The following is a 26,511-nucleotide window of genomic DNA, read 5'->3' on the forward strand; positions in this document are numbered from 1 at the left end:
ATGATTCTTTCTAATGAGTTGTTTGATCGCTTTTCATTATAGGTCATATGGGACTTTTTTTCTACACAAAAATAGGCTCCATAATATCCATAGGGGATTTACCCACTACAAATATTATAGAGCCAAAATAAGTTTTACTCTCATCAACTTAGGTTGGTGAGTTTTTTAGTTTGACAGTTCTTCAAAATAGGAATATAATCAAGGCGTAAGTGTCTTTGAGGAGGTTTTGATGCACATTAGATTGGATAATACAGAGTCTCAGAAAGCGCAAGAAATTGGGGATTTGATTCGCTCCTATAATCGTTCTAAGAGAGAAGCAGCTGAAAGTGAGCCACTTAACCTTTATGTCGAAGATGATAGCGGTCAAGTCATGGCTGGTTTAGTAGCAGAGACCTTTGGAAATTGGCTAGAAATTGAGTATTTATTTGTGAAAGAGGATTTGCGAGGACAAGGAATCGGCTCCCAACTATTGCAACAAGCAGAAAGTGAAGCTAAGAAGAAAAACTGTCGCTTTGCTTTTGTGAATACGTATCAATTTCAAGCGCCATCCTTTTATCAAAAGCATGGTTACAAGGAAGTCTTTACTTTAAAAGACTATCCCTATACTGGACAAAGGCACTATTATCAAAAAGAGTTGTAAATGGAAAATGAACGATCGAAGAAATCGACACATCATAATGGAGTTGGCTTAATGGATATCATACTAGATATGGGTAATGTTCTACTGGAATGGAACAAGGATAAGATTTTGAAAGCTGTAGCTAAAACTCAGAAAGATTATCTGATCTTAGACAAGTCTATTTTCCAGTCGGGGCTCTGGGAAAGATTAGACTTAGGGACTTTGACTCGGGAAGAACTGGTTGATAAGGTTCTTTCTTTATTAGGGGATTGTTATCGGGAAAAGGTCGAAGAAGTGATTTGGAATTGGCCAGCCTATATCGATATTTACACGGAAGTCTTTCCGCTGCTTGCACGTTTAAAGGAAAAAGGTCATCGTATTTTTGTTCTATCTAATACATCGCCAGTTTTTTATGAATTATTGAAAGACCAACTATCTCCTTTAAATGGAATCTTAGATGGTTTCGTCCTTTCCTGTGATATCAAGATCATCAAACCAGATCCAAAGATGTTTGAAGAAATTCTCCGTAAATATCAGTTGGATCCAGAAAATTGTATTTTTCTGGATGATGTTAAAGATAATACTAATATGGCTGAAAGTTTAGGTATCAAAGCCTATCAAGTCAAACACAGAAGCGATGTCGTAGATGTTTTGAAAAAATTTGAATAAGTGGAAAACTCTCTATCATTTAGCTGGTAGGGAATTTTTGTTAAAAAAATCGCACAAAAAGAAAGATATATATTGCATAATGTAAAATATATGATATAATAAAGTTGAAAAAAGAAGCGCGACTTTTAAAATTAAGGAGGAGGTAAGAAGTGGCTAAGAATTTAAAATTAAAACTCGCTCGAGTAGAGCTTGATATGACACAAGGTGACTTGGCAGAAGCTGTAGGGGTTACGCGCCAGACTATCGGCTTGATAGAAGCTGGAAAGTACAATCCTTCGCTTTCACTTTGCCAATCCATTTGCAGATGCTTAGGGAAAACTCTAGATCAACTATTTTGGGAGGAAGAAGATGAAAAATAGATTTTATTATTATCAATTACTAGACGAAAGGGAAGAACAACTGATGAATAAAGCAGGGGCAGAAAGTTTCTATATCTCTATAGCTTTCTTGCTTTTATCTTATATGATTACAGTATTAGCACCAAGTCTTTTTAATCCGAGAATGATTCTTATCATTATCATTATTGGAACTTCTTACTTTTTCGGCCGTGCTCGAGATTTGGGTGTGAACTACTATAGTCGTTTTCATTTTACAATTATAGGGTGTTTGCTGGTAACTCTCGCTATTACGACTCTTTTGATGTTGCAGAATTATCAATTCAATATCGAAATTTATCAGCACAATCCTCTGAACGTTAAATACTTGTCTGCTTGGGCAATTACTTATGTTATTTACCTTCCTTGGGTTTTTATTGGCAATCTAGGCCTGAAGAGCTATGGCGAATGGGCTCAGAAAAAATTTGAGCAAGACATGGATGAACTGGAGAGTGGAGAATAGCTTGTTACTCTTTTATCAATCCAGCTAAAATGTGATATAATAGTACTAATTTATGAGAAAAGAAGAAACATTTTCATCTTTTTACAAATAAGGAAGAAGGACAGTATATGTACCCAGATGACAGTTTAACATTGCACACAGATTTGTATCAGATTAACATGATGCGGGTTTACTTCGACCAAGGAATCTATAACAAGAAAGCAGTTTTTGAAGTTTATTTCCGCCAACAACCGTTTAAAAATGGTTATGCTGTTTTTGCAGGTTTGGAACGAATTGTGAACTACTTAGAAAACTTACGCTTTTCTGATAGCGATATTGCTTATTTAGAGTCACTGGGTTATCATGGAGACTTCTTGGAATATCTGCGTAATCTCAAGCTAGAGTTGACCGTACGTTCTGCTCAGGAAGGGGACTTGGTATTTGCTAATGAACCGATTGTTCAAGTGGAAGGACCTTTGGCGCAGTGTCAATTGGTTGAAACAGCTCTTTTAAATATTGTTAATTTTCAAACCTTGATTGCGACCAAGGCTGCTCGTATTCGCTCGGTCATTGAAGATGAACCTTTGATGGAGTTCGGTACACGTCGTGCGCAAGAGATGGATGCAGCTATCTGGGGAACACGTGCGGCTGTAATTGGTGGAGCTAATGGAACTAGTAATGTGCGTGCTGGTAAGCTCTTTGGAATTCCGGTTTTAGGGACTCACGCCCATGCCTTGGTTCAAGTCTATGGGAATGACTATCAGGCTTTCAAGGCTTATGCCTCAACTCACCGTGATTGTGTCTTTCTTGTAGATACTTATGATACTCTTCGTATCGGTGTTCCTGCTGCCATTCAGGTTGCAAGAGAATTAGGTGACAAGATTAACTTTAAGGGTGTTCGTATTGACTCTGGTGATATCGCCTATATTTCTAAAAAAGTTCGTCAACAACTGGACGAGGCAGGATTTACGGATGCTAAGATTTATGCATCCAATGACCTTGATGAAAATACCATCCTTAACCTCAAAATGCAAAAAGCTAAGATTGATGTCTGGGGTGTCGGGACTAAGCTCATTACAGCTTATGACCAACCAGCACTTGGAGCAGTTTACAAGGTTGTTGCCATTGAAGATGAAAATGGTCATATGCGTAATACTATCAAACTTTCAAACAATGCAGAGAAGGTTTCAACACCAGGTAAGAAACAAGTTTGGCGCATCACCAGTCGTGAAAAAGGCAAGTCAGAAGGTGATTACATTACCTATGATGGTGTCGATGTTGCTAGCATGACTGAAATCAAGATGTTCCATCCAACCTATACTTACATCAAGAAAACTGTTCGTAATTTTGATGCCGTTCCTCTCTTGGTAGACATTTTTAAGGAAGGTAAGCTAGTCTATGATTTACCAAGTTTACCTGAAATTCAAGCCTATGCTCGTAAGGAATTTGACAAGCTCTGGGACGAATATAAACGTGTTCTTAACCCACAACATTACCCTGTCGACTTGGCTCGTGATGTATGGCAAGACAAGATGGACTTGATTGATAAAATGCGTAAGGAAGCTCTAGGTGAAGGAGAAGAAGAATGAGTTTGCAAGAGACCATTATCCAACAACTGGGTGTTAAACCAGTCATTGATGCCCAGGAAGAAATCCGTCGTTCGATTGACTTTTTGAAAAGATACTTGAAAAAACATCCTTTTTTAAAGACATTTGTCTTAGGAATTTCTGGGGGACAGGACTCGACTTTAGCTGGTCGCCTTGCCCAACTAGCTATGGAAGAAATGCGAGCTGAAACTGGTGATGATTCTTATAAATTTATAGCGGTTCGCCTGCCTTATGGAATTCAAGCAGATGAGGATGACGCGCAAAAAGCACTAGCTTTTATCCAGCCAGATGTGAGTTTGGTGGTCAATATCAAAGATTCTGTAGATGCAATGGCAGCGGCAGTAGAGGCTACTGGTAGTCCAATGTCAGACTTTAATAAAGGGAATATCAAGGCTAGAAGCCGGATGATTGCCCAATATGCACTCGCAGGAGCTCATAGTGGAGCAGTTATTGGTACTGACCATGCTGCAGAAAATGTCACAGGTTTCTTTACCAAATTTGGTGACGGCGGTGCAGATATTCTTCCTCTCTATCGCCTCAATAAACGTCAAGGAAAACAACTCTTGCAGGAACTTGGAGCTGATCCAGCCCTCTATGAGAAAGTACCAATCGCAGACCTAGAAGAAGAGAAACCAGGATTGGCAGATGAAGTAGCCTTGGGAGTCACTTACAATGAAATCGATGATTACCTCGAAGGTAAGCAAGTAAGCCAAGAAGCCCAAGCAACCATTGAAAAATGGTGGTATAAAGGCCAACACAAACGCCACTTACCAATCACAGTGTTTGATACGTTTTGGGAGTAAAAAAGTCCGGGGGACTTTTTTAGCCCGAGCCTGAAAATAAAAAAGCGAGGTTGAATTATGAAATCCATAGGTACAAAGACATTACATACTGAACGGTTGCTATTGCGACGCTTTTGTGAAACTGATGCTCAAGCCATGTTTGAAAATTGGGCTTCTAGTCTAGATAATCTAACCTATGTTACTTGGGATCCTCATCCAAATGTTGATTTTACAAAGAACTCAATAAGAACTTGGGTAGCATCCTATGACAATCCAAATTACTACAAATGGGCCATTAGTCTCAAAGAAAATCCAGAATATGTCATTGGAGATATTAGTCTGGTCAGTGTGGATGAAGAAAACTCTAGCTGTGAGATTGGATATATCTTAGGGATGGACTACTGGGGACGAGGACTCATGACAGAAGCCTTGAAGGCAGTTTTATCATACTGTCTAGATGAGATTGGATTTGAAGAGGTTGATGCTTGCTATGTAAGTCTAAACCCAGCATCTGGTCGTGTTATGGAAAAGGCGGGTATGACTTGTTGGAAGACGATCCCAAATGCAGTTGAACGAAAAGGTTATATAGCTGATAAAATTTATTATCAAATCAAAAAATAAGATGGAAAGTTAAGCTTTTCCATCTTATTTTTTATAAAATATTTTTTAATCAAAGTAAAGCAAATCTTTGCTGGTACTTGTAAAGAGGTCAAAGCCGTCTTTGGTTACAACACCGCAGTCTTCGATGCGGACACCGACTTTACCAGGGATATAGATACCAGGCTCAACTGAGAAGCACATACCTTCTTCGATAATCATGTTGTTTCCTTCCATGATTGAAGGGAATTCGTGGACATCCATACCGATACCATGACCGAGACGGTGGTTGAAGTACTCACCATAACCTGCTTTTTCGATAACTTCACGGGCAGCACGGTCTACTTCATGCGCAGTGACACCAGGTTTGATAAAATCAAGGGCAGCTTGTTGGGCTTCAAGAGTCAAGTTGTAAATGTCTTTCTTGAATTGGTCAGGTTTACCAACAGCGACTGTACGAGTCATATCTGATGCATAACCATTCACCATTACACCGAGGTCAAAGAGGAGAAGGGCATTGTTTTCAACCTTGTTAGCTCCAGGAATACCGTGTGGATTTGCAGCGTTATCACCTGTCAAAACCATAGTATCAAAACTCATCTCATAGCCTTCGCGTTTCATGGCAAAATCAATCTGTGCAATGATATCAGTTTCCGTATTATCAAGAGAGATATTGTCAAAACCAACTTTAACAGACTTGTCTGCATAGACACCTGCTACCATCATCTTTTGTACTTCGTCAGCTGATTTGATCAAGCGCATGCGTTGGATTAATGGAGTTAAGTTCTCAAACTCAGCAGTTTCAAAGACAGATTTCAAACCGTGGTATTTAGTTAAGATGAGATTATCAAACTCAACTGCGACACGTTTGAAATCAATCTGTGGTAAGGCGTTTTGGATTTTTTTCCAAGGGTTTTCAGAGTCCACATAACCAACGACTGGAAAAGAGACAGTGCTAGTTGCGCGCTCAACTTCAAGAGCTGGAACAAAGAGGAGTGGTTCCTGGTCAGCAAGGACAAAGAGGAACATTTGGCGTTCGTGTGGATCACTGTAAAAACCAGTGAGGTAATTGATAGTGACGGGGTCAGATACGACTGCGACGTCTAACTTTTCAGATTCGAGATATGTTACAATTTGTTGTAATTTAGACATATGTTACCTTCTTTCTACCCCTCTATTTTTGCAAAAAATAGTAGAAAATGCAAGGGAGAAGGGGAAAAGAGCTTAAAAAAATTCCAACAGCCGATGGCATGCTGGAATAGGAAGTTTAGTTGAATTCTGCCTTACTTTTCACATCGCTGTATTCTTCAGCGACTTCTTGATTGAGAATGTCCTCGTAAGCCGGAAGGACAAGATCCTGACCGTATTTCTTTTTGAGGGCAAGGGTTACTAAGCGATAGGCTAAGTTTGCATTACGGGATAAAATAGGTCCGTGGAAATAAGAACCGAAAACATTTCTATAGTGAACACCTTCACCGATTTTTTCTTCATTATTTCCATTTCCGTAAACAACCTGACCGAGCGGTTTTTGGTCATCTGAGAGGAAGGTACGGCCTTGATGATTTTCAAAACCATAATAGGTTTCATCGAATTCTTCATTATGAATTTTAATGTCACCGATAAAGCGGTTGTTGGTTTGGTTGAGTGTGTAGTGTCCCATGACACCTAGACCTTCGATACGTCTTCCAGAAGCTTCGATATAGTATTGACCCAGTAATTGGAAACCGCCACAGATAGCTAGGACGACACCATCATTTTGGATAAAGTTGCCAATGCTTTCTTTTTTAGCAGGCAAATCACCAGCAATGATGCTTTGTTCAAAGTCTTGACCACCGCCGAAAAAGGCGATGTCGTAGTGATTTTCATCGAAATCATCGTGGAGAGAAACGATGTCAACTGTAACATGAGCACCCAGCTTTTCAGCTACATACTTGAGCATAAGGATATTCCCGTTATCTCCGTAGGTATTCATGAGGTTACCATAGAGGTGGGCGATATTTAGCTGGTAAGGATAGTTGCCGTCTTTTGAGGAAAGTGAAGTATAAACCATTAGTTCATCTCCTTTCTAACAAGCTGACGATTGGCTAGTAGTTCTCGGAATTCCAGCATAGCAGTATAAGTCGCAAGGATATAAGCATGTTTGCAGTCTTGGGCTTCAATCGTTTTAAGAACTTGTTCCAGACTACTTGTTTCAGTGATTTTATCAGCTGGATAACCAGTTACTCGAAGACGACGAGCGATTTCAGAATGACGAACGCCACCGGCGTTGATTTCTGGGATATCCATGTCAGTTATCTGTTCAAAATCCGCATCCCAGATCCAGCTGGTATCAATACCGTCAGCATAGTTAGCATTGAGAAGAACAGATAGACTAAATGGGTAAGGAGCTAGCTTAATCATTTCAATAGCTTGTGTAGCACCGACAGGATTCTTGATGAGAACCAGTGTGCATTCCTTGTCACCGATATGGAAGGTTTCTTGTCGTCCAAAAACTGCACGACTCTTGTCAAAACCTTGTTTGATCAGTTGAGAATCAGCTCCGAGGTAACGGGCGATAGCAACTGCAGCCAGAGCATTATAGATGTTGTAGAGTCCACCGATTTGAATACCGTATTCCTGTCCGTCAATAACAAAGCGAGAACGATTGTTAGTCAATTCCACCAATTCTGTCAGACGGTAGTCCAAATCAGGACGTTTACATCCACAGTTTTCGCAGATGTAGGCACCCAAGTTGGCATAGGTATTGAGCTCGTACTTAAGAATGCTATGACATTCAGGACAGAGGATTCCCTCCGTGTTGTAGTGAGCTAGTTGTGCTGGTCCTTTTTCCAAGTCAAAACCAAAATACTGAACAGGATTTGGGAAAGAGCGCTTGTAAAAAAGTGGACTATCACCGTTGAGAAGGACAGTAGCAGTAGGAACTTTCCGAATAGCATCCAAAATCATGTTATAGGTCGTATAAATTTCACCGAAGCGATCCATTTGGTCGCGGAAGATATTAGTGATGACGAAGAGACTTGGCTGGATGTAGTCACAGATACGAGAGAGACTAGCTTCATCGATTTCAAGGACAGCGATGTTCTTGCCTGTTTTAGAAGATTTGGCTGTCAAGAAGGTGGTGGTAATCCCTGTAATCATATTGGCACCACTAGGATTGGTCAGAACTTGACCATAGACTTCGTTTAAAATACCGACAGTGAGGGCGGTTGTCAGGGTTTTTCCATTGGTACCAGTAACTACGACAATCTCGTAGTTCTTCGCTAAATGTTGTAAAATGTCTTTATCAAATTGGAGGGCAAGTTTCCCTGGGAGCGTACTTCCACGTCCGAGACGACTCAAAATAAAGTGAGAAGAACGTCCAGCAATGAGCCCAAAAGTAGTTTCTAATTTCATGTTTCTATTATATCATAAAAGCTGAAAAAGACAGATTTGAGATTTTAGAAAAAGAAAAACAGCCCAAGGAGGGCTGCTTGATAAAACTAAATCGCAAACAAGTCATTCAAGTTTTCAGCCAAGGTTGGGTGAGTGAAGATTTGTTTTGTGAAGTAAGTGTAAGGAATCTTGTTGTCCATAGCAACAGTAATGATATTGATGATTTCTTGAGAACCTTCAGAGAAGATAGTTGCACCGAGAATTTCTTTGGTTTCAGTGTTGACAACTGCTTTGAAAGCTCCACGAAGGTCACCATTTACATGACCACGAGGCATAGCAGCGACAGGGATTTCCTTAACAGCATATGGAAGTTTCAATTCAGCAGCTTGGCTTTCGGTCAAACCAACTTGTGAAAGTGCTGGTGTGATGAACATAGTGTTTGGCACATTGAGACGGTCCTCAAGGGTGTAGCTGCCATCACCAGCGAGGTAGCTGTATACAACACGGAAGTCATCAAGTGAAATGTAGGTAAATTGAAGTCCACCGTTGACATCTCCAACTGCAAAGACACCAGGAACGTTTGTTTGACAGTGTTTGTCCACCTTAATCGCACCACGTTCAGTTAGTTCAATATCTGTATTTTCAAGTTGAAGTGGTTCTACATTTGGTTTACGTCCAGTTGCGTAGAGAAGGGCATCGAAACGGTAGGTTTCATTCTCTGTCACGACAAGAACTTGGTCACCATCGTTTTTGATTTCAGTAGTATGGATATTTTGAAGGAGTTCAATGCCGTCTTCTTCCATGTATTGTTTAGCAAGAGCTGCGATAGAAGGTTCAGCACGAGGCAAGAAAGTATCCAGAGCATCTAGGACTGTTACCTTACTTCCAAGTTTGTTGAAAAGACCAGCAAATTCAAGACCAATATTACCACCACCAAGAATTCCAAGTTTTTCTGGTAATTTGTCTAAGTTTTGGATACCTGTTGAGTCAAAGACGTTTTTGCTTGTAGCAAGTCCTGGAATTGGCAAGACGTTTGAAATAGCACCAGTGTTGATGACGATAGTTTCAGCAGTCAATTCTTGTTTTTCCTCACCAGCTTGGATTTCGATGACTTTATTTGAAAGGAAGTGAGCTTCCGCATCAAAGATATCGACGCCTGTACCAGCAACAGTCGCATAGTTTTTACCATTGAGGCGTGTAGTAACCGTATTTTTAGTAGCCATGACTTGATCAAATGACAAGTCTTTTTCAGCAGCAACTAACAAGGTTTTAGTTGGGATACAACCGATATTGATACAAGTACCGCCGTACATCGCCTTACTACGTTCGATAAGGGCAACCTTTTTACCAGCTGAAGCTAGTTTTCCAGCAAGCGTTTTACCTGCCTTACCAAAACCAATGACAATTAAATCGTATGTTAACATTTTTATTCCTCCTGTTCGAATTTCATTCTAGCATAAGAAAAAAACTTTTGCACAAATCTGCTACGGAAAATCATTTCAGGAACCGAATGCTCTAACAAATACTTTTTGAGTGAAGCAAATCGATAGAAAAATCGTTTACATGATTTAATCAAGTGGTTAGACTATCTTTTGGCCCTTTCTTGTGTTATACTAGATAAGTTGCAAAGAAAGCAGTACTTTTCTTTTGTGGAAAAGAAGCAACACGATCTTTCATAGAAGATATGAAAATACGTCATGAAAAGAAAAGTATAAACTAAGCGCTATAGGGTGGCTTCGCACCACCTTTAGAAAGAAGAAAAACGTGAAATTTAATGAATTTAACTTGTCTGCTGACCTTTTAGCAGAAGTTGATAAAGCAGGATTTGTGGAAGCAAGTCCTATCCAAGAGCAAACTATTCCTTTGGCTCTTGAAGGAAAAGATGTTATCGGTCAAGCACAGACTGGTACAGGGAAAACAGCAGCCTTTGGCTTGCCAACCCTTGAAAAAATTCGCACAGAAGAAGCGACAATCCAAGCTTTGGTGATTGCGCCAACTCGTGAACTGGCTGTTCAAAGTCAGGAAGAACTCTTCCGCTTTGGTCGTAGTAAAGGTGTAAAAGTTCGTTCAGTCTATGGTGGTTCAAGTATTGAAAAACAAATCAAGGCTCTTAAATCAGGGGCTCATATCGTAGTTGGAACGCCTGGTCGTCTCCTAGACTTGATTAAACGCAAGGCCTTGAAATTGCAAGACATTGAAACTCTCATCCTTGACGAAGCAGATGAGATGCTCAACATGGGATTCCTTGAAGACATCGAAGCCATCATCTCTCGTGTCCCAGAAAATCGTCAAACCTTGCTCTTTTCAGCGACTATGCCAGATGCTATCAAACGTATTGGTGTTCAGTTCATGAAAGAACCTGAGCATGTGAAGATTGCTGCCAAAGAATTAACTACAGAACTAGTTGACCAGTACTATATCCGTGTTAAGGAACAAGAAAAATTTGACACCATGACTCGTCTTATGGATGTTGATCAACCTGAGTTGTCAATCGTTTTTGGTCGTACAAAACGTCGTGTAGACGAGTTAACTCGTGGGCTTAAAATCCGTGGTTTCCGTGCAGAAGGGATTCATGGAGATTTGGACCAAAACAAACGCCTTCGTGTCCTTCGTGATTTTAAAAATGGCAACCTTGATGTCTTAGTTGCAACAGACGTGGCTGCTCGTGGTTTGGATATTTCAGGTGTGACTCATGTCTATAACTACGATATTCCTCAAGACCCTGAGAGTTATGTTCACCGTATCGGCCGTACAGGTCGTGCAGGTAAGTCAGGTCAATCGATTACTTTCGTCGCACCAAATGAGATGGGCTACCTTCAAATCATCGAAAACTTGACTAAAAAACGCATGAAGGGGTTGAAACCAGCGACAGCAGAAGAAGCCTTCCAAGCTAAAAAGCATGTTGCGTTGAAGAAAATTGAACGTGACTTTGCCGATGAGACTGTTCGTGGTAACTTTGATAAATTCGCAAAAGATGCCCGTAAATTGGCAGCTGAATTCAGCCCAGAAGAATTGGCAATGTACATCCTAAGCTTAACTGTTCAGGATCCAGATAGTCTTCCAGAAGTTGAAATTGCGCGTGAGAAACCACTGCCATTTAAACCATCAGGTAATGGCTTCGGTGGTAAAGGCAAGGGAGGACGTCGTGGTGAGGAGCGTCGAGATCGTGATCGCCGTCGCGACAATCGTCGTGGTGAACGTCGAGATGATTTCAAAAAAGGCAGTCGCCAAAACGACCGCTTTGAGAAGGAAAAACGTTACCGTAAGGATAATAAAAAACCACGCAATACTTCAAGCGAGAAGAAAACTGGTTTTGTAATCCGTAACAAGGGTGATAAATAATAAAAAAGCGGTTCACTGAGGTGGATCGCTTTTATATATAAGGAGACCGAGAGTCAAGAAGAGTTTCATACGAGAAAATAGATTTATATATTTGTTATCTTGTAATATTATATTATCAAAAATTCAGGAACCTGTCAACAAGAAAATTAGAAAAAACTAGTAAAAATTTTCGAACAGTCATGAATTGCAATTCAATAAACAATTTTCAGATAATTATTGAAATAATGATCAATTTATGATATAATGGAAGCGATTAAATACGAGGTGAAAAATGGCACATTTATTAGAAAAAACGAGAAAAATTACATCTATCCTGAAGCGTGCGGAGGAGAAATTACAAGATGATCTTCCATATAATGCCATCACACGCCAATTAGCGGATATTATTGATTGCAACGCTTGTATCCTAAATAGTAAGGGACGTCTTTTGGGATATTTCATGCGCTACAAGACTAATAATGATCGTGTAGAGCAATTTTTCCAATCAAAAATTTTTCCTGAGGACTATATTCAAGGTGCAAACATGATTTACGATACAGAAGCAAATCTGACTGTAGATCACGAATTAAGCATCTTTCCAGTTGAGAGTCGTGCAGATTTCTCAGAAGGTTTGACAACAATTGCTCCAATCCATGTTTCTGGGATTCGTTTGGGATCTTTGATTATCTGGCGTAATGATAAGAAATTTGAAGATGAGGATTTGATTCTTGTTGAGATTGCAAGCACTGTAGTTGGAATTCAATTGTTGAACTTCCAACGTGAAGAAGACGAGAAAAATATCCGTCGTCGTACAGCCGTAACGATGGCAGTCAACACTCTTTCTTACTCTGAGTTACGAGCAGTATCAGCTATTTTGGGTGAATTGAATGGCAATGAAGGACAATTAACTGCGTCAGTCATTGCAGACCGTATCGGTATTACGCGTTCTGTGATTGTCAATGCCCTTCGAAAACTCGAATCAGCAGGAATTATTGAAAGTCGTTCACTGGGGATGAAGGGAACTTATCTTAAGGTCTTGATCCCAGATATCTTTGAAGAAGTGAAAAAGAGGGACTATTAATGGCTAAGGCTTTAATTTCAATTGACTATACAGAAGATTTTGTAGCGGATCATGGAAAATTGACAGCTGGAGCTCCTGCTCAAGCTATATCAGAAGTGATCAATCAGGTGACTAGATTAGCATTTGACCGTGGAGATTATATTTTCTTTACCATTGATGCTCATGAGGAAAATGATGTCTTTCATCCAGAAAGTAAACTATTTCCCCCTCATAACCTTATCGGGACTAGCGGGCGTAATCTATATGGTAAGTTAGCCGAGTTCTATCAGGAATATGCTGGTGATAGTCGTGTTTTCTGGATGGACAAACGTCACTATTCGGCTTTTTCTGGTACAGATTTGGATATCCGTCTGAGAGAGCGTCGTGTGGATACAGTCATCTTAACAGGTGTTCTTACAGATATCTGTGTATTGCATACGGCTATTGATGCCTATAATCTTGGGTATCAGATTGAAGTTGTCAAGCCAGCAGTCGCATCTATTTGGCCTGAAAACCATCAGTTTGCACTTGGACATTTTAAGAATACATTAGGAGCGAAACTCCTTGATGAAAACCTAGTTGAAATCAAAGAATAATGTATTCAAAAAATCTGAAAAAAATCTGAAAAAAGTGTTGACAAAGTTATTGAAAGTTGATATACTAGTAAAGTAATCGACGCGGGGATGGCGGAATTGGCAGACGCGCAGGACTAAGGATCCTGTGACCGCTTTAGGTCGTGAGGGTTCAAGTCCCTCTCTCCGCATAGGAAAAGAGTTAGCTTCGGCTAGCTCTTTATTTTTATATAAACAAGGGCAAAGATTTTGCTCTTTTTTTCTTATTTCATAAACATTTCATATTTGAATATTATAATGATTTTACAAATATGGAGGTGTTATATGAATCCCACTCAAAGAGCTTGGGCTTACGTCAGCAGAAAACGACTGAGAAGTCTCATATTATTCTTGATTCTATTTGTCTTATTGGCTGGAATATCGGCTTGTTTGACGCTCATGAAGTCCAACAAAACAGTAGAAAATAATCTCTATCGCTCACTGAATACGTCTTTTTCTATTAAAAGAATAGAAGCAGATCAGACTTTTCAACTGTCTCAACTAGATGACCTTAAAAAGATAAAGGGTCTTGAGAAGATTTCACCTGAGCTAGAAACAATAGCCAAGTTAACTGACAAAGAAGTCGTTACTGGAGAACAAAGTATCCAAAGGGATGATTTGACAGAGGTTGAAAAAAATCTCATCAGTTTGATTGCTTTGGAAGATTCTTCCAAGGATGTTTCTTTTACAAGTTCCGCCTTTACCCTTAAAGAAGGAAGACATATCGAAAAAGGGGATCGTAAAAAAATCTTAATCCACGAAGATTTAGCCAAGAAAAACAATCTAAAAATAGGTGATAAGATTAGTTTAAATCCTGTTCCAGTAGAAGGAAATAGTGGACAAAGGCTAGATTATGAAATCGTGGGTATTTTCTCAGGTCAGAAGCAAGAGAAGTTTACCGGTCTTTCGTCAGATTTTAGTGAAAACACGGTCTATACAGACTATGAAAGCAGTCAAATTCTTCTTGGGAATAAGGAAGCTCAAGTCACTGCAGCCCGTTTCTATCTTGAAAATCCAAAAGATATGGATAGCATCATTCAAGAGGTTGAAAAGTTTTCTCTTGAAACGAAAGGTTACCAAGTCGAAAAGGAAAATAAGGCTTTTGAACAAATCAAGGATTCCGTTTCGACCTTCCAAACCTTCCTCCAAATTTTCCTTTATGGCATTATGATTGCTGGGGTAGGAGCGCTGGTATTGGTCTTGTCACTTTGGTTACGAGAGCGAATCTACGAGGTTGGTATTTTATTGGCACTAGGGAAGGGAAAAGGAGCAATCTTTAGCCAATTCTGCCTAGAAGTCATTCTGGTTTCATTGGCAGCAATTCTACCAGCATTTCTTGCAGGAAATGCCATCACTTCCTATCTCTTGAAAAATGTACTTGCAAGTGGGGATCAAGCTGCACTACAAGATACGCTAGCAAAAGCAACTAATCTTTCAACAAGTCTTCTTTCATTTGGAGAATCTTATGTCTTTCTCCTTGTGATTAGTTGTTTATCAGTTGCACTTTGTTTTGTCTTTTTATTTAGAAAATCACCGAAAGAAATTTTATCATCTATTAGTTAATAAGGGAGAAATCATGACTTTACTACAATTACAGGATCTTACTTATCGTTATAAAAATACTGCAGAAGCAGTCTTGTATAAAATCAATTACGATTTTGAACCTGGAAAATTCTATAGCATCATTGGAGAATCCGGAGCAGGGAAATCGACGCTCTTGTCTCTCTTAGCAGGACTTGATAGCCCAGTCGAAGGTGCTATTAAGTTTGAGGGAAAGGACATTCGTGAACAAGGTTACTCTTACCACAGAATGCACCATATCTCACTAGTTTTCCAAAACTATAACCTGATTGATTATCTTTCTCCATTGGAAAATATCCGCTTGGTTAATAAAAAAGCTAGCAAGGATACCCTTCTTGAACTTGGTTTAGATGAAAGTCAAATCAAGCGGAATGTTCTCCAATTATCAGGTGGACAGCAACAACGGGTTGCCATTGCTCGTAGTCTTGTATCGGAAGCACCAGTGATTTTAGCAGATGAACCAACAGGAAACTTGGATCCTAAGACTGCTGGAGATATCATCGATTTGCTCAAATCTCTCGCTGAGAAAACAGGCAAGTGTGTGATCGTTGTGACCCACAGTAAGGAAGTGGCACAGGCGTCAGATATTACACTTGAATTGAAGGATAAGAAACTGACTGAAACAAGAAAAAATAGTAACTAAAACTTTTAAACATATTAAAAACTGAAGTAAATCTAGAAAGGAATCTTATGTTACACAACGCATTTGCCTATGTCACAAGAAAATTTTTTAAGTCGCTTGTGATCTTTCTTATCATTCTCTTGATGGCTAGTTTGAGTTTGGTCGGCTTGTCTATCAAGGGTGCGACAGCCAAGGCTTCTCAAGAAACCTTTAAAAATATCACCAATAGTTTCTCCATGCAAATCAACCGCAGGGTCAATCAAGGAACTCCACGTGGTGCGGGGAATATCAAGGGTGAAGATATCAAAAAAATTACTGAAAATAAGGCCATTGAATCCTACATCAAACGGATTAATGCTATCGGTGATTTGACAGGCTATGAACTGATTGAAACTCCTGAAACCAAGAAAAATCTAACTGCAGATCGAGCTCAACGTTTTGGAAGTAGCTTGATGATAACAGGTGTCAATGACTCTTCTAAGGAAGATAAATTTGTATCAGGTTCTTACAAACTTGTTGAAGGTGAGCACTTAACAAATGATGATAAACACCAGATTCTCATGCATAAAGACCTGGCTGCTAAACACGGTTGGAAAGTAGGAGACAAGGTCAAACTCAACTCCAATATCTACGATGCAGATAATGAAAAAGGAGCCAAGGAAACAGTAGAAGTCACGATCAAAGGACTTTTTGATGGACATAATAAATCTACTGTGACCTACTCACAAGAACTATATGAGAATACAGCTATCACAGATATTCACACAGCTGCCCAGCTCTATGGTTATACAGAAGATACCGCTATTTATGGAGATGCGACCTTCTTTGTAGCTGGAGATAAGAACCTAGATAGTGTCATGCAAGAATTAGGGTCTATCAACGGTATCAACTGGAAGATGTATAGCTTGATTAAGAGTTCATCTAACTATCCTGCCCTTGAGCAATCTATCTCAGGTATGTACAAGATGGCTAATCTTCTCTTCTGGGGTAGCTTGAGCTTCTCTGTTCTTCTACTTGCTCTCTTACTGACACTATGGATTAACGCCCGTCGTAAAGAGGTTGGCATTCTCCTTTCAATTGGTCTTAAACAAGCAAGTATTCTAGGACAATTTATCACAGAAGTAGTTATGATTGCTATTCCAGCTCTCATTTCAGCCTACTTCTTAGCCAACTATACTGCTCGTACTATCGGAAACACAGTACTAGCCAATGTTACATCAGATGTGGCTAAGCAGGCAAGTAAGGCAGCCCAAGCTTCCAATCTCGGTGGTGGTGCAGAAGTTGACGGCTTTAGTAAAACTCTTTCAAGTCTGGATATTTCTATTCAACCTTCAGACTTTGCCATCATCTTTGTACTTGGTTTGGTATTGGTAGTATTAGTTATGGCACTTGCTTCAAGCAATCTCCTCTTTAAACAACCCAAAGAACTCTTGTTGGATAGTGAATAAAAAACCTGCTACCTATTCTCTTCTAAATGAGATATAATATAGGTAGCATTTTTGATAGAAAAGGATTTATATGAATATTCTAATTGTAGAAGATGAAGACATGATCCGTGAGGGAATTAGTGACTATTTGACGGATTTTGGCTATAAAACCATTCAGGCTGCAGATGGTCAAGAAGCCTTGGAACAATTTTCAAATCACCAAGTTGCCTTGGTTCTCCTAGATATTCAAATGCCCAAACTCAATGGTTTAGAGGTTTTGTCAGAAATCCGTAAGACCAGCCAAGTTCCAGTCTTGATGCTAACAGCTTTTCAGGATGAGGAGTATAAGATGAGCGCCTTTGCAGCTTTAGCAGATGGTTATCTGGAAAAGCCTTTCTCCCTATCTTTGTTAAAGGTACGAGTGGATGCTATTTTTAAACGTTATTATGATACTAATCATATCTTTACCTATAAGGATACTAAGGTAGACTTTGAAAGCTATAGTGCTAGTGTGGCGGGACAAGAAGTTGCTGTGAATGCAAAAGAGCTGGAAATTTTAGACTATCTGGTCAAAAATGAAGGTCGAGCCTTAACTCGGTCTCAGATTATCGATGCTGTATGGAAATTGACAGATGAGGTACCTTTTGACCGTGTTATCGATGTCTATATCAAGGAATTACGAAAAAAATTGGATCTAGATTGTATTCTTACCGTTCGCAATGTCGGTTATAAATTGGAGAGAAAATGAGACGTTCAGGTTTATTTAAAAAGATTTTTATCTATACCTTCTCGATATTTTCAACCTTGGTCATTTGTTTGCATTTGGCCATCTATTTTCTCTTTCCTCCGATCTATCTCAGTCACCGTCAGGAAAGCATCGGGCAAAAGGCTACAGAAATTGCCCAGTCTCTCCAAGGCAAAGATAGTCAAGCTATTCAGGAAGTCCTTGAACTTTATTCTAAAAGCAGTGATATTAAGGGAGCTGTTAAGGGAGAGATGACTCAGGATAAGTTGGAAGTCAAGGACAATCTTCCCATTGATAAAGATCGACAGACGGCCTCCTTGGTTATTGAGGAAAGAGAAGTTCAAACTAAGGATGGTCAGACGATGACCTTACAGTTTTTAGCTTCTATGGATTTGCAGAAAGAAGCAGAAGATATGAGTCTGCAATTTCTACCCTATACTCTGTTAGCTTCTTTCATTATTTCACTCCTGATTGCTTATATCTATGCGAGAACAATCGTAGCTCCAATATTGGAAATCAAGCGAGTAACTCGACGGATGATGGACTTGGATGCTCAAGTACGCTTGCGCGTGGATTCCCAGGATGAGATTGGGGATCTCAAGGAACAAATCAATAGTCTTTATCAGCATCTCTTGACTGTGATTGCAGATTTGCATGAGAAAAATGAAGCCATCCTCCAACTAGAAAAGATGAAGGTTGAGTTTTTGCGAGGAGCTTCCCACGAACTGAAAACACCTCTAGCTAGTCTGAAGATTCTTCTGGAGAATATGCAAGCCAATATCGGACGTTATAAAGATAGAGACCATTATCTGGGAGTTTCTTTGGGTATTGTGGATGATTTAAGTCATCATGTCCAGCAAATCCTATCCCTTTCTTCGGTACAGGAATTGCGAGATAAGAAGGAAGAAATCAATCTTCTTGATATGACCAATCTTCTATTGAAGGACTATGACTTGTTAGCCAAGGAGAGAAAAATCTCAGTAGAGAACCAGCTAACTGATCAGCACGTTTATCTAAATCCTTCAGTACTCAAGCTGATTCTTTCCAATCTTATCAGTAATGCGGTGAAGCATTCTATCCAAGGTGGCTATCTCAAAATCGGTGATAAGGATGGCTGGATATTTATTGAGAACAGTTGTACACTTGAGGAACAAGATAAATTTGAACAATCCTTTACGGCTTCTAGTCGACAAAGTAAGGGAGCTGGTTTGGGACTCTTCGTAGTTAAAAGTTTATTAGAAAATGAAGAAATCGACTATCGTTTCGAAAGATATAACGACCACTTGGCATTTTACATGAACCTGCCTCAGAACAAGGATTAGACCAAGTGGGAAAAGGTTTACATATCTAAAAATAGAAGAAATTCAATCGAAACTACGGGAAAAACTAGCTTTTTTTGCTAAAAAGTGATAAAATGAACAATGTAAATGGGATGTCCCATAAAAATATACAGGAGGCCTGATAAAATGGCAATCGTTTCAGCAGAAAAATTTGTCCAAGCAGCTCGTGACAACGGTTATGCAGTTGGTGGATTTAACACAAACAACCTTGAGTGGACTCAAGCTATCTTGCGCGCAGCAGAAGCTAAAAAAGCTCCAGTTTTGATCCAAACTTCAATGGGTGCTGCTAAATACATGGGTGGTTATAAAGTTGCTCGCAACTTGATCGCTAACCTTGTTGAATCAATGGGTATCACTGTACCAGTAGCTATCCACCTTGACCACGGTCACTACGAAGATGCACTTGAGTGTATTCAAGTTGGTTATACTTCAGTAATGTTTGACGGTTCACACCTTCCAGTTGAAGAAAACCTTGAAAAAGCTCGTAAAGTTGTAGAATTTGCTCATGCAAATGGTGTATCAGTAGAAGCTGAAGTTGGAACTATCGGTGGTGAAGAAGACGGAATCATCGGTGATGGCGAATTGGCTCCAATCGAAGACGCTAAAGCAATGGTTGCAACTGGTATCGACTTCTTGGCAGCTGGTATCGGTAACATCCACGGTCCTTACCCTGCAAACTGGAAAGGTCTTCACCTTGACCACTTGCAAAAATTGACTGAAGCTGTACCAGGATTCCCAATCGTATTGCACGGTGGATCAGGTATTCCTGATGACCAAATCCAAGCAGCTATCAAACTTGGTGTTGCTAAAGTTAACGTTAATACTGAATGCCAAATCGCATTCGCTAACGCAACTCGTAAATTTGCTCGTGACTACGAAGCAAACGAGGCAGAATACGACAAGAAAAAACTCTTCGACCCACGTAAATTCTTGGCTGACGGTGTAAAAGCTATCCAAGCATCAGTTGAAGAACGTATCGACGTATTCGGTTCAGAAGGTAAAGCTTAATCTAGCTGAACAATACAAAACAGAAACCTGCCTGTGAAGGTGGGTTTTTTTCAATTTAATGTTTTATAGACTTGTGAGAATAAATGTAAATCAAAGATGTTGATAAACAAGTCTTTAAAATCAGAAAAACGTATATTATCAGGTGGTAAAAAACTTGATAATATGCGTTTCATTTTGGGAATATTCACTAACTTATATGGTAGATTTAATTTTTTATCTAACCTACTTCATATGACTAACAAAGTCAACTTGAAGAACTGCCTTAAATTTTATATAAAACTGATAAAGTCAGTAACCTAGTTACATCAAGGATGCATCGACCTAATTTGAATCATATTTTTATCAGATATATAGTGTAATGAAATAAAATCTGAACAAATTGACTAGGAAAATCAAATCAATTTCTAGTAATATTTTAGAAGCCAGACTGTACTATTGTTTATTCAACACACTATAAAATTGAAGTGTCAACAGAAAAATGCTAGATAAAAAAGTCTAGCATTTTATTCTTCTAAAGTTTCTAAGATGAGGTTAATAGCATCAAGTAGTTTTTTTCGTTTTGAAATGGGTAGTTCAGAAATCAGTTCAAATGTTTTTGACGTCTCAAAATCAGCTTCTTGATTAAAAAAGTTAAAAAATTCAGCTTCAGTGACTTCCAAAGCAATGATAATTTTCTCTAACGTTTCTAATTTTATATTTAAATTTTTATTTTCAATATTATAGATATAATTAATACCTAGATTGGCTTTCTCACTCAACTCCCACTGTGTCATTTTTTTCTGCTTTCTTAAATGTCGGATTCGAAGAGAGATATGTTTTTGTAATGTGTATTTGTTCATATAATCCCCTAATTTCTCTATTGTAACTCTTAAATTATCACCACAAATCCCCTCTATAGAGTTAAAATTATACTTAAATCACTTTACAAAATAGGTATTTTGTATTAAACTAATGGAAGAACGACTTATAAGGAGTGAAATATGGATAAACGCACAAAATGGAGTTTAGCAGCAGCTGCACTTGTTACTGCTAGCCTAGCAAAGGTTGAAGATGTCAATGCTAAGGAATTAACTGAACAAGGACTTTCTTCTCAAGTAGTCACTGAGCAAACATCAACTAAAACCGTAGAAATTACAAAAGAACAAGTTAATCAAGCAGAACAAAACGTAAAACATGCCGAACAAACCGTTGAAAATGCACGTACAGAAAATGAAACTGTAAATAAAACAGTAAAAGAACTTGAGCAACAAGTATCAGTAGCCAAACAAAATGTACAAGATGCAGAAGAAACTCAACATGCATCTGATACATCAATCGCTAAAGCGGAGACTGAACTGACAAATGCTACTGACCATGTTACAAATGCAACAATGCAACATTCTGTATCAGCAGATCAAGTAACCCATGCTAAGCAAACAGTTGACGAACAAACAACAAAACTAAAACAAGCAACTGAACAAGTAAACGAACAAGAACATATTGTTCAATCAGCACAAGATCGTGTTCAAGAAATTGAAGAATCGATTCATCATACAAATGAACGTGAATTAACTGATGCGCTTACTCAAGCAACCACAGTTGTCGAGCAATCAAAAGAAGCTGTTACCGTAGCTGAACATCAAGTAGAAATTGCAAAAGAAGCTGATGAAAAACGTAATGAAACAATCAATATCTTAGATGAAAAAGTTACCCAAGCAACAACCAATAATGTTATTGCAAATAATACAGTAACAAACAAAGAAGCAGAGGTTAAGGTAGCAGAACAACGAGTTCAAGATGCGCAACAAACACTTACTAATGCTACTACAACGCTAAAAACATTAACAAATCAAGTTGTAAATACATTAACTCTTAGTGAAGAATATATTAAAGCACTAAAAGAAGATGATGAAGTAACCTTGAAACGTATTAATGAAATTGTTGGTGATAAAAACGAATACAAGTCAAATGAAGTTGACAAAACTCGAAATATTGATATTCGAAATTTAACATACGATCAACAATTAGAGTTAACACAATTTGCAGCTGATTTGATTAATCAAGTACGTAAGCAATATGGTTCACCACTTGTTACAATTACAAAAGACTCTCTTAAATTTGCAAATACAGTTGTACGTAGAGATGAAGCAAATGGTTATCAAATGGATGATGGGCATGATGTTAAAGTTATCAATGAAGTTGCACGTGAATTTGGTCTAACAACTGGTGGAAAACTTCAATTTTATGAAAACTTATTTTCATATGGATTAAATGATGATGAGTACGAAAATGAATACAAACACTTGGGTGTAAATGCTGATCAATTTGATACTAAAACAATGGATGAAGCTAAACGACGAATTTATAAATCATTAGAAGCATTCTTGTTTAACGGATATGAATGGCAACATGCTAGAAGTACTGTTGGCTATAGAAATGAATCTGCATATTTTGGTCTTGCGATTGGTCATGGGTTAGCAGTAGGTAAAGTACATTTCGAATTAGTTCGACCAGATTATATTGATGATCCATCTAAATTCGATACTACTGAAATTAAAGTTGCGTCACCTGTTGAACGTATTGAACAAGCAAAGACTGAAGTTACGAATGCAGAAGTTACTCTTTCTAATGCAAAGACTGAACTAGCTGAAAAACAAGCAGAATTAGCAACTGCAAAAGAACAGGCTCAAGAAACAGGTCTCATTCTTACACAGGCAAAAGAAGCACTTAACAAAGCGAAGGAATCTAAAGAACAGACTCCTGATGCAGTAACAAAACTAGAATTAGCTAAAGATAACCTTCGTAAAGCTGAACTTGAAAAAGAAACTGCAGAAGAAAAACTTAAATCTATTTCTAAAACAAAAGAAGAAAAAGAAAAAGATCTACTTACAGCTAAAGAAAAGTTAAGTCAAGATGAGAAAGAATTAAAATCTCGTAAAGATAATCTTTCAGCTATTGAAAAACGTTATAATGAAGCCGTTAAACAATTGACTGACGCTAAAGAAAACTTTAATATTACATTAAACGTATTAACTGAAGCAAAACAAGAACTTAAGACTGCACAAGATAAAGTTGAGGCATTGAAAAATGCACCTAAACGATTAGAAGATGCTAAACATACACTTAATCAGCTAACACATGAGTATGAAAAAGCTCTAGACCTCCAACATACAAGTGAGCTTAACTTGAAACATGAAATCGACGAGCTTGATAAAGCCACTCATGAATATCAAGTAATTAAAGCTCAATATGACGCATATCAAGCAACACTAAAACCATCAACAGATGTGAAAGATAGTAAAGATCAAAATCTGAAAGGGAAAAAAGAGATTCAAAGTGCGAATCAGGTTGTTAGCTATAGCCGTGTAGCTAGAAATAAAGAATTGCCAAAAACTGGTAGTGCAAGCTCTGTTTTAACCTTGATTGGCCTAGGTGCACTTGGCTTACTTGGAGTAACACCTTCAAAACGTAAAAAAGAGGATAGATAATGAAAAGAGTCAGTATATTTGTTTCATTGATATTCTTATTAGTTTTGTTAACAGGTTGTAGTAAGAATCTTAACGGTATTTATGAAGGGAAAAATGGGATAGTTTCATATCGCTTGGAGATTAAAGGTAAAGTAGCATCTTTGAGAATGAATGCCTTGGTTTTTGAGGATAATGTGGATCTATCTGTTGATTCTAAAAATAAGGAGTTAACTGGAACATATAGGGATGACGAAGTAAGCTTATCTTATGAAATGAAAGAGGAGACTCTGACTTTAACACCGAAAAATTCAGGAGCTTTAAAGATTACCTCAGATTCAGTTGTAATGAAAAAAATAACCGGAAATGGTCAAAAAGAATCAGAAAAGCAATCTTCTTCAACTCGGAGTGAAGATGCTGGAACGTCAACAAAATCATCAACTAACAACAGCTCGCAAAACACTAGTTCTAAAGAAGAAGGGGTCTCGAAGTCTTTGGATGTGACTGCTATCCAGTCAGGAGAGTTTTCTAGTCTAGTTGGAACGTGGCAGAATGCTAACGGAAAAGTCTTGAAATTTGATCGACAAGGTCTTGTCGAGCCACAAGATACGCGCTTGAATACAAATCGTTCTACTCTTGAAGGAGGGATTTTAAAGGCTAGTTTACAGCATGGATTTACTGGTTCAATGATTTACTTGGCGCCCAGTGGAACAGTTTTTCCAGATGGAGTAGATGGAAAACATGATGCTTCTGATAGTTCAAAAGATAGAATCTGGACTGGACAACAAGGTATATTTTCAGATGCAAATGATTTTTACTACAAGATGAGCACGGAGCTTTTAGATACGACAGGAACTACTGTGAAACGTAGTGGAGAAGATGCACGTAAACGGCGTAATACTGGTGTTTGGTTAAGTGGTGGACAGTCCTCCGTTGATTATGCAAACGAAAAGCTAGGTTTTAAAGAGCGTGAAGTATTTGCAGGAAACTACGGTATGACAGATGAAATCCCCTATAATGCAGTTCATAGTACAGATGGTTCTGTAGTTTGGGTCTATCAAAACGGGGTAATCTTACAAGAAGACGGACAAATTCTTTATGAACCGTGAGTGGGAGTTAGTATAAAGAAAAGGAAATGGAAATGACGAGAGAGGAAATTTTACAATACTTACAAGATAAACGTGAGTTGACAGCTCCAGTAGCAGTAACTTTGAAAAATTTACAAGAAAAACAAGCTAAGTTAACGAAAGCTAAGCAGTTCTTAGGAAAAACTATCATTGCAATGTTTGTACTTACTTTACTAATTTTGATTACTGATAGTGGTAGAGGTTTGGAACGTTTTGTATTTCTGATGATAGGAATTGTATTATTTGGTGGTCGTCAGTTATTTTTGATACAACCAGCAGAAGCGGAACTGGAACAGGCTCAGAAATTACATAATACAGAAATTAGTCAACCAGGGTACATTAATGGGAAAAAGAATTTTCCAGAGAAATTTTATAATTATAGTGATACTTACCGTCTTTATAAACTGGTTGAAGAAGGACGTGCTTTGACATTGCAGGAGGCGTATAATCTTTTAGAAACACAACAATTTCAAGAAAATCAACTTTCTATTCAAGAAGAAACTCGCGCTTTGCAGCATGATATTGCTAGTTCAGCACGTGTTGCAGCTGTCGGCTCTGTTATTTCAGCTTTTAATACTAGAAAGTAATAAACGATTTCTCTTAGTGTATCAGAAGGAAATGAAAGAAAATATTCTTAATTCCAGATTGTCAAAATTATTTCAGAAAATGACTGCTTATTAAGGCATAGAAACTTTGTAGCCTAGTCAATTAAAATCAATGTCATATATGTCTACAAAATCTTTTAATGTTTTGTAAATAAATTGATGAATTATAAAAATCAATAAGTGGTAAATGTCCCTCAGAATTCATGTTTTTGGGGTAAATATACAAATGAGGTCAGGAAAAAATTACGACCTCATTTTTTAATAAATGAGACTTTTCTTATCATTTTAGTTTCTATATCCATAATATTCGATAAACCAGTAGGTCCTTGAAACCTTTAGGGGTTAGGATTACGAGAGCGCTACATGATCAATAGTTTTCTGTATAACCACTTTTTTTGATGCCTAATCTTTCAACAGTGTAATAGTGGTATTTCGTTTTCAGAAAAACATTAAATTGACAAGTAATGCAAATTGATGTACAATTACAGTACAAATCTTAAGTGAGGTGATAAGAATGGGAAAAACAGCTACAATTAGTGTTCGAGTTGATGAATTAGATAAACAATCAGCTGAACAGGTTTTGAAGCAGCTTGGGATGCCGATGTCAACATTAGTTACACTATTATTGAAACAAGTATCATTAACGAAGAAAATCCCTTTTGATATTGCATTGCCAGACGCACCTTCATCAGTGAATGTAGAGGAAATGACAGCTGAACGATTTGGACAAATGATGGTTGAAGCTTATCATGAAGCAGAAAACAGTCAGGTTCGATCGGTCAATGAGTTCTTTAAAGAATTTAAGGAACGGAATGTATGACTAAAATAACCATTAATATTTTAAAAAGAGCTGAAAGTGATATGGAAGCCATTTATCATTATATTGCAGATGAGCTTCAATCACCGAAAACTTCCATGAATCACTTTGAAGCTATTGCAGAAGGGATTAAAACTTTAGAAATATTTCCTGAAAGATGCGCTATTGTAGAAGAATTGCTCAGTTTAGATATTAAAGTTAGACGACTACTAGTAAAAAATTATTCAGTGTTTTATCGCTTTGATAAGGATACAGTTACCATCTTGAGAGTGTTACATCAATCAAGTAGCTTGGACATATTACTGTTTGAAATCGGGAACAAATCCGATTGACGTATACGTA

26 protein-coding genes and 1 tRNA gene are annotated in these 26,511 nt (G+C 38.2%); 22 read left to right on the forward strand and 5 right to left on the reverse strand.

Translation table 11 applies throughout. The features are described from left to right. Window positions 1-229 precede the first annotated feature (229 nt). From QM867_RS08435 to QM867_RS08465, 7 genes are all read left to right on the forward strand, one after another. On the forward strand, window positions 230-640 hold the full coding sequence (locus QM867_RS08435; protein ID WP_281334763.1) for a GNAT family N-acetyltransferase: 411 nt from the start codon (window positions 230-232) through the stop codon (window positions 638-640). Continuing rightward, window positions 641-1,288: an HAD family hydrolase gene (locus tag QM867_RS08440; RefSeq protein ID WP_414315560.1), complete on the forward strand. Its 648-nt coding sequence runs from the start codon at window positions 641-643 to the stop codon at window positions 1,286-1,288. It abuts the gene before it with no gap. 149 nt (window positions 1,289-1,437) lie between these two features. Next, the gene (locus tag QM867_RS08445; protein WP_001107501.1) at window positions 1,438-1,647 is read left to right on the forward strand and encodes a helix-turn-helix transcriptional regulator; all 210 of its coding nucleotides are present in this window, start codon (window positions 1,438-1,440) and stop codon (window positions 1,645-1,647) included. Beyond that, window positions 1,637-2,125, forward strand: a complete 489-nt coding sequence (locus QM867_RS08450; RefSeq protein ID WP_281334761.1) for a DUF6773 family protein — start codon at window positions 1,637-1,639, stop codon at window positions 2,123-2,125. Before QM867_RS08445 ends, QM867_RS08450 begins: the two co-directional genes overlap by 11 nt. Before the next feature lie 107 nt (window positions 2,126-2,232). Next, window positions 2,233-3,693 (forward strand): nicotinate phosphoribosyltransferase, encoded by a 1,461-nt coding sequence (locus tag QM867_RS08455; RefSeq protein ID WP_414315561.1) that lies wholly within the window; start codon window positions 2,233-2,235, stop codon window positions 3,691-3,693. Continuing rightward, on the forward strand, window positions 3,690-4,514 hold the full coding sequence (gene nadE, locus QM867_RS08460) for an ammonia-dependent NAD(+) synthetase (protein WP_315639618.1): 825 nt from the start codon (window positions 3,690-3,692) through the stop codon (window positions 4,512-4,514). Before QM867_RS08455 ends, nadE begins: the two co-directional genes overlap by 4 nt. Window positions 4,515-4,571: 57 nt before the next feature. After that, window positions 4,572-5,114, forward strand: coding sequence for a GNAT family N-acetyltransferase (locus QM867_RS08465; protein WP_315639617.1), 543 nt, complete (start codon window positions 4,572-4,574; stop codon window positions 5,112-5,114). Window positions 5,115-5,159: 45 nt separating this feature from the next. Here the strand turns inward: QM867_RS08465 and QM867_RS08470 are convergent, their stop codons facing one another. From QM867_RS08470 to QM867_RS08485, 4 genes are all read right to left on the reverse strand, one after another. Beyond that, window positions 5,160-6,242 (reverse strand): Xaa-Pro peptidase family protein, encoded by a 1,083-nt coding sequence (locus tag QM867_RS08470; RefSeq protein ID WP_315639614.1) that lies wholly within the window; start codon window positions 6,240-6,242, stop codon window positions 5,160-5,162. A gap of 115 nt (window positions 6,243-6,357) precedes the next feature. Beyond that, on the reverse strand, window positions 6,358-7,140 hold the full coding sequence (gene gatD, locus QM867_RS08475) for a lipid II isoglutaminyl synthase subunit GatD (RefSeq protein WP_248035991.1): 783 nt from the start codon (window positions 7,138-7,140) through the stop codon (window positions 6,358-6,360). Beyond that, window positions 7,140-8,483, reverse strand: coding sequence for a lipid II isoglutaminyl synthase subunit MurT (gene murT, locus QM867_RS08480; RefSeq protein ID WP_248035990.1), 1,344 nt, complete (start codon window positions 8,481-8,483; stop codon window positions 7,140-7,142). Before murT ends, gatD begins: the two co-directional genes overlap by 1 nt. An 86-nt stretch (window positions 8,484-8,569) precedes the next feature. Continuing rightward, window positions 8,570-9,886 carry an FAD-containing oxidoreductase gene (locus QM867_RS08485; RefSeq protein WP_248035989.1) on the reverse strand — a complete coding sequence of 439 codons (1,317 nt, stop codon included), beginning with the start codon at window positions 9,884-9,886 and terminating at the stop codon, window positions 8,570-8,572. 340 nt (window positions 9,887-10,226) lie between these two features. On the opposite strand from QM867_RS08485, the gene QM867_RS08490 reads away from it, so the two are divergent. From QM867_RS08490 to QM867_RS08535, 10 genes are all read left to right on the forward strand, one after another. Continuing rightward, window positions 10,227-11,804: a DEAD/DEAH box helicase gene (locus QM867_RS08490; protein WP_414315562.1), complete on the forward strand. Its 1,578-nt coding sequence runs from the start codon at window positions 10,227-10,229 to the stop codon at window positions 11,802-11,804. Window positions 11,805-12,075: 271 nt separating this feature from the next. Next, window positions 12,076-12,864 (forward strand): GTP-sensing pleiotropic transcriptional regulator CodY, encoded by a 789-nt coding sequence (gene codY / locus QM867_RS08495; protein ID WP_000940720.1) that lies wholly within the window; start codon window positions 12,076-12,078, stop codon window positions 12,862-12,864. Then, complete coding sequence (locus tag QM867_RS08500) at window positions 12,864-13,439, forward strand: cysteine hydrolase family protein (protein ID WP_414315563.1); 576 nt, start codon at window positions 12,864-12,866, stop codon at window positions 13,437-13,439. Before codY ends, QM867_RS08500 begins: the two co-directional genes overlap by 1 nt. 81 nt (window positions 13,440-13,520) lie before the next feature. Beyond that, window positions 13,521-13,606 (forward strand) — tRNA-Leu (locus QM867_RS08505). 133 nt (window positions 13,607-13,739) lie between these two features. Beyond that, window positions 13,740-15,017, forward strand: coding sequence for an ABC transporter permease (locus QM867_RS08510; RefSeq protein WP_414315564.1), 1,278 nt, complete (start codon window positions 13,740-13,742; stop codon window positions 15,015-15,017). Between the two features lie 13 nt (window positions 15,018-15,030). Beyond that, window positions 15,031-15,678 carry an ABC transporter ATP-binding subunit Vex2 gene (gene vex2 / locus QM867_RS08515; protein WP_371559405.1) on the forward strand — a complete coding sequence of 216 codons (648 nt, stop codon included), beginning with the start codon at window positions 15,031-15,033 and terminating at the stop codon, window positions 15,676-15,678. 47 nt (window positions 15,679-15,725) lie between these two features. Continuing rightward, entirely contained in the window at window positions 15,726-17,105 is a 1,380-nt protein-coding gene (gene vex3, locus QM867_RS08520; RefSeq protein WP_414289753.1) for an ABC transporter permease subunit Vex3, read from the forward strand. A gap of 70 nt (window positions 17,106-17,175) precedes the next feature. Then, a complete protein-coding gene (gene vncR, locus QM867_RS08525; protein WP_414315565.1) occupies window positions 17,176-17,832 on the forward strand; it encodes a response regulator transcription factor VncR in 657 nt (218 codons plus the stop codon). Beyond that, window positions 17,829-19,151: a sensor histidine kinase VncS gene (gene vncS / locus QM867_RS08530; RefSeq protein ID WP_414315566.1), complete on the forward strand. Its 1,323-nt coding sequence runs from the start codon at window positions 17,829-17,831 to the stop codon at window positions 19,149-19,151. Before vncR ends, vncS begins: the two co-directional genes overlap by 4 nt. Window positions 19,152-19,295: 144 nt before the next feature. Further along, the gene (locus tag QM867_RS08535) at window positions 19,296-20,177 is read left to right on the forward strand and encodes a class II fructose-bisphosphate aldolase (protein ID WP_001019005.1); all 882 of its coding nucleotides are present in this window, start codon (window positions 19,296-19,298) and stop codon (window positions 20,175-20,177) included. Window positions 20,178-20,680: 503 nt separating this feature from the next. Here QM867_RS08535 and QM867_RS08540 read toward each other — a convergent pair. Next, window positions 20,681-21,016, reverse strand: a complete 336-nt coding sequence (locus tag QM867_RS08540; RefSeq protein WP_315639596.1) for a helix-turn-helix transcriptional regulator — start codon at window positions 21,014-21,016, stop codon at window positions 20,681-20,683. 141 nt (window positions 21,017-21,157) lie between these two features. Between QM867_RS08540 and QM867_RS08545 the strand changes: the two genes are divergently transcribed. From QM867_RS08545 to QM867_RS08565, 5 genes are all read left to right on the forward strand, one after another. Further along, window positions 21,158-23,644 carry an SEC10/PgrA surface exclusion domain-containing protein gene (locus QM867_RS08545; protein WP_414315567.1) on the forward strand — a complete coding sequence of 829 codons (2,487 nt, stop codon included), beginning with the start codon at window positions 21,158-21,160 and terminating at the stop codon, window positions 23,642-23,644. Then, the gene (locus QM867_RS08550; protein ID WP_414315568.1) at window positions 23,644-24,729 is read left to right on the forward strand and encodes a DUF6287 domain-containing protein; all 1,086 of its coding nucleotides are present in this window, start codon (window positions 23,644-23,646) and stop codon (window positions 24,727-24,729) included. The genes QM867_RS08545 and QM867_RS08550 overlap by 1 nt, the downstream gene beginning before the upstream one ends. Window positions 24,730-24,761: 32 nt before the next feature. After that, window positions 24,762-25,334: a hypothetical protein gene (locus QM867_RS08555; RefSeq protein ID WP_414294292.1), complete on the forward strand. Its 573-nt coding sequence runs from the start codon at window positions 24,762-24,764 to the stop codon at window positions 25,332-25,334. Between the two features lie 532 nt (window positions 25,335-25,866). Next, window positions 25,867-26,172: a type II toxin-antitoxin system RelB/DinJ family antitoxin gene (locus tag QM867_RS08560; RefSeq protein ID WP_315639589.1), complete on the forward strand. Its 306-nt coding sequence runs from the start codon at window positions 25,867-25,869 to the stop codon at window positions 26,170-26,172. Next, window positions 26,169-26,501, forward strand: coding sequence for a type II toxin-antitoxin system RelE/ParE family toxin (locus tag QM867_RS08565; RefSeq protein WP_414315569.1), 333 nt, complete (start codon window positions 26,169-26,171; stop codon window positions 26,499-26,501). Before QM867_RS08560 ends, QM867_RS08565 begins: the two co-directional genes overlap by 4 nt. Window positions 26,502-26,511 lie beyond the last annotated feature (10 nt).

Source organism: Streptococcus infantis, assembly GCF_047463635.1.
In the GTDB taxonomy this organism is placed as follows: Bacteria; Bacillota; Bacilli; order Lactobacillales; family Streptococcaceae; genus Streptococcus; species Streptococcus infantis_W.

Coding starts and splice junctions, on each gene's coding strand:
- QM867_RS08435 (WP_281334763.1), top strand. CDS start 230: ATGCACATTAGATTGGATAATACAGAGTCTCAGAAAGCGCAAGAAATT.
- QM867_RS08440 (WP_414315560.1), top strand. CDS start 641: ATGGAAAATGAACGATCGAAGAAATCGACACATCATAATGGAGTTGGC.
- QM867_RS08450 (WP_281334761.1), top strand. CDS start 1,637: ATGAAAAATAGATTTTATTATTATCAATTACTAGACGAAAGGGAAGAA.
- QM867_RS08455 (WP_414315561.1), top strand. CDS start 2,233: ATGTACCCAGATGACAGTTTAACATTGCACACAGATTTGTATCAGATT.
- nadE (WP_315639618.1), top strand. CDS start 3,690: ATGAGTTTGCAAGAGACCATTATCCAACAACTGGGTGTTAAACCAGTC.
- QM867_RS08465 (WP_315639617.1), top strand. CDS start 4,572: ATGAAATCCATAGGTACAAAGACATTACATACTGAACGGTTGCTATTG.
- QM867_RS08470 (WP_315639614.1), bottom strand. CDS start 6,242: ATGTCTAAATTACAACAAATTGTAACATATCTCGAATCTGAAAAGTTA.
- gatD (WP_248035991.1), bottom strand. CDS start 7,140: ATGGTTTATACTTCACTTTCCTCAAAAGACGGCAACTATCCTTACCAG.
- murT (WP_248035990.1), bottom strand. CDS start 8,483: ATGAAATTAGAAACTACTTTTGGGCTCATTGCTGGACGTTCTTCTCAC.
- QM867_RS08485 (WP_248035989.1), bottom strand. CDS start 9,886: ATGTTAACATACGATTTAATTGTCATTGGTTTTGGTAAGGCAGGTAAA.
- codY (WP_000940720.1), top strand. CDS start 12,076: ATGGCACATTTATTAGAAAAAACGAGAAAAATTACATCTATCCTGAAG.
- QM867_RS08500 (WP_414315563.1), top strand. CDS start 12,864: ATGGCTAAGGCTTTAATTTCAATTGACTATACAGAAGATTTTGTAGCG.
- QM867_RS08510 (WP_414315564.1), top strand. CDS start 13,740: ATGAATCCCACTCAAAGAGCTTGGGCTTACGTCAGCAGAAAACGACTG.
- vex2 (WP_371559405.1), top strand. CDS start 15,031: ATGACTTTACTACAATTACAGGATCTTACTTATCGTTATAAAAATACT.
- vex3 (WP_414289753.1), top strand. CDS start 15,726: ATGTTACACAACGCATTTGCCTATGTCACAAGAAAATTTTTTAAGTCG.
- vncR (WP_414315565.1), top strand. CDS start 17,176: ATGAATATTCTAATTGTAGAAGATGAAGACATGATCCGTGAGGGAATT.
- vncS (WP_414315566.1), top strand. CDS start 17,829: ATGAGACGTTCAGGTTTATTTAAAAAGATTTTTATCTATACCTTCTCG.
- QM867_RS08535 (WP_001019005.1), top strand. CDS start 19,296: ATGGCAATCGTTTCAGCAGAAAAATTTGTCCAAGCAGCTCGTGACAAC.
- QM867_RS08540 (WP_315639596.1), bottom strand. CDS start 21,016: ATGAACAAATACACATTACAAAAACATATCTCTCTTCGAATCCGACAT.
- QM867_RS08545 (WP_414315567.1), top strand. CDS start 21,158: ATGGATAAACGCACAAAATGGAGTTTAGCAGCAGCTGCACTTGTTACT.
- QM867_RS08550 (WP_414315568.1), top strand. CDS start 23,644: ATGAAAAGAGTCAGTATATTTGTTTCATTGATATTCTTATTAGTTTTG.
- QM867_RS08555 (WP_414294292.1), top strand. CDS start 24,762: ATGACGAGAGAGGAAATTTTACAATACTTACAAGATAAACGTGAGTTG.
- QM867_RS08560 (WP_315639589.1), top strand. CDS start 25,867: ATGGGAAAAACAGCTACAATTAGTGTTCGAGTTGATGAATTAGATAAA.
- QM867_RS08565 (WP_414315569.1), top strand. CDS start 26,169: ATGACTAAAATAACCATTAATATTTTAAAAAGAGCTGAAAGTGATATG.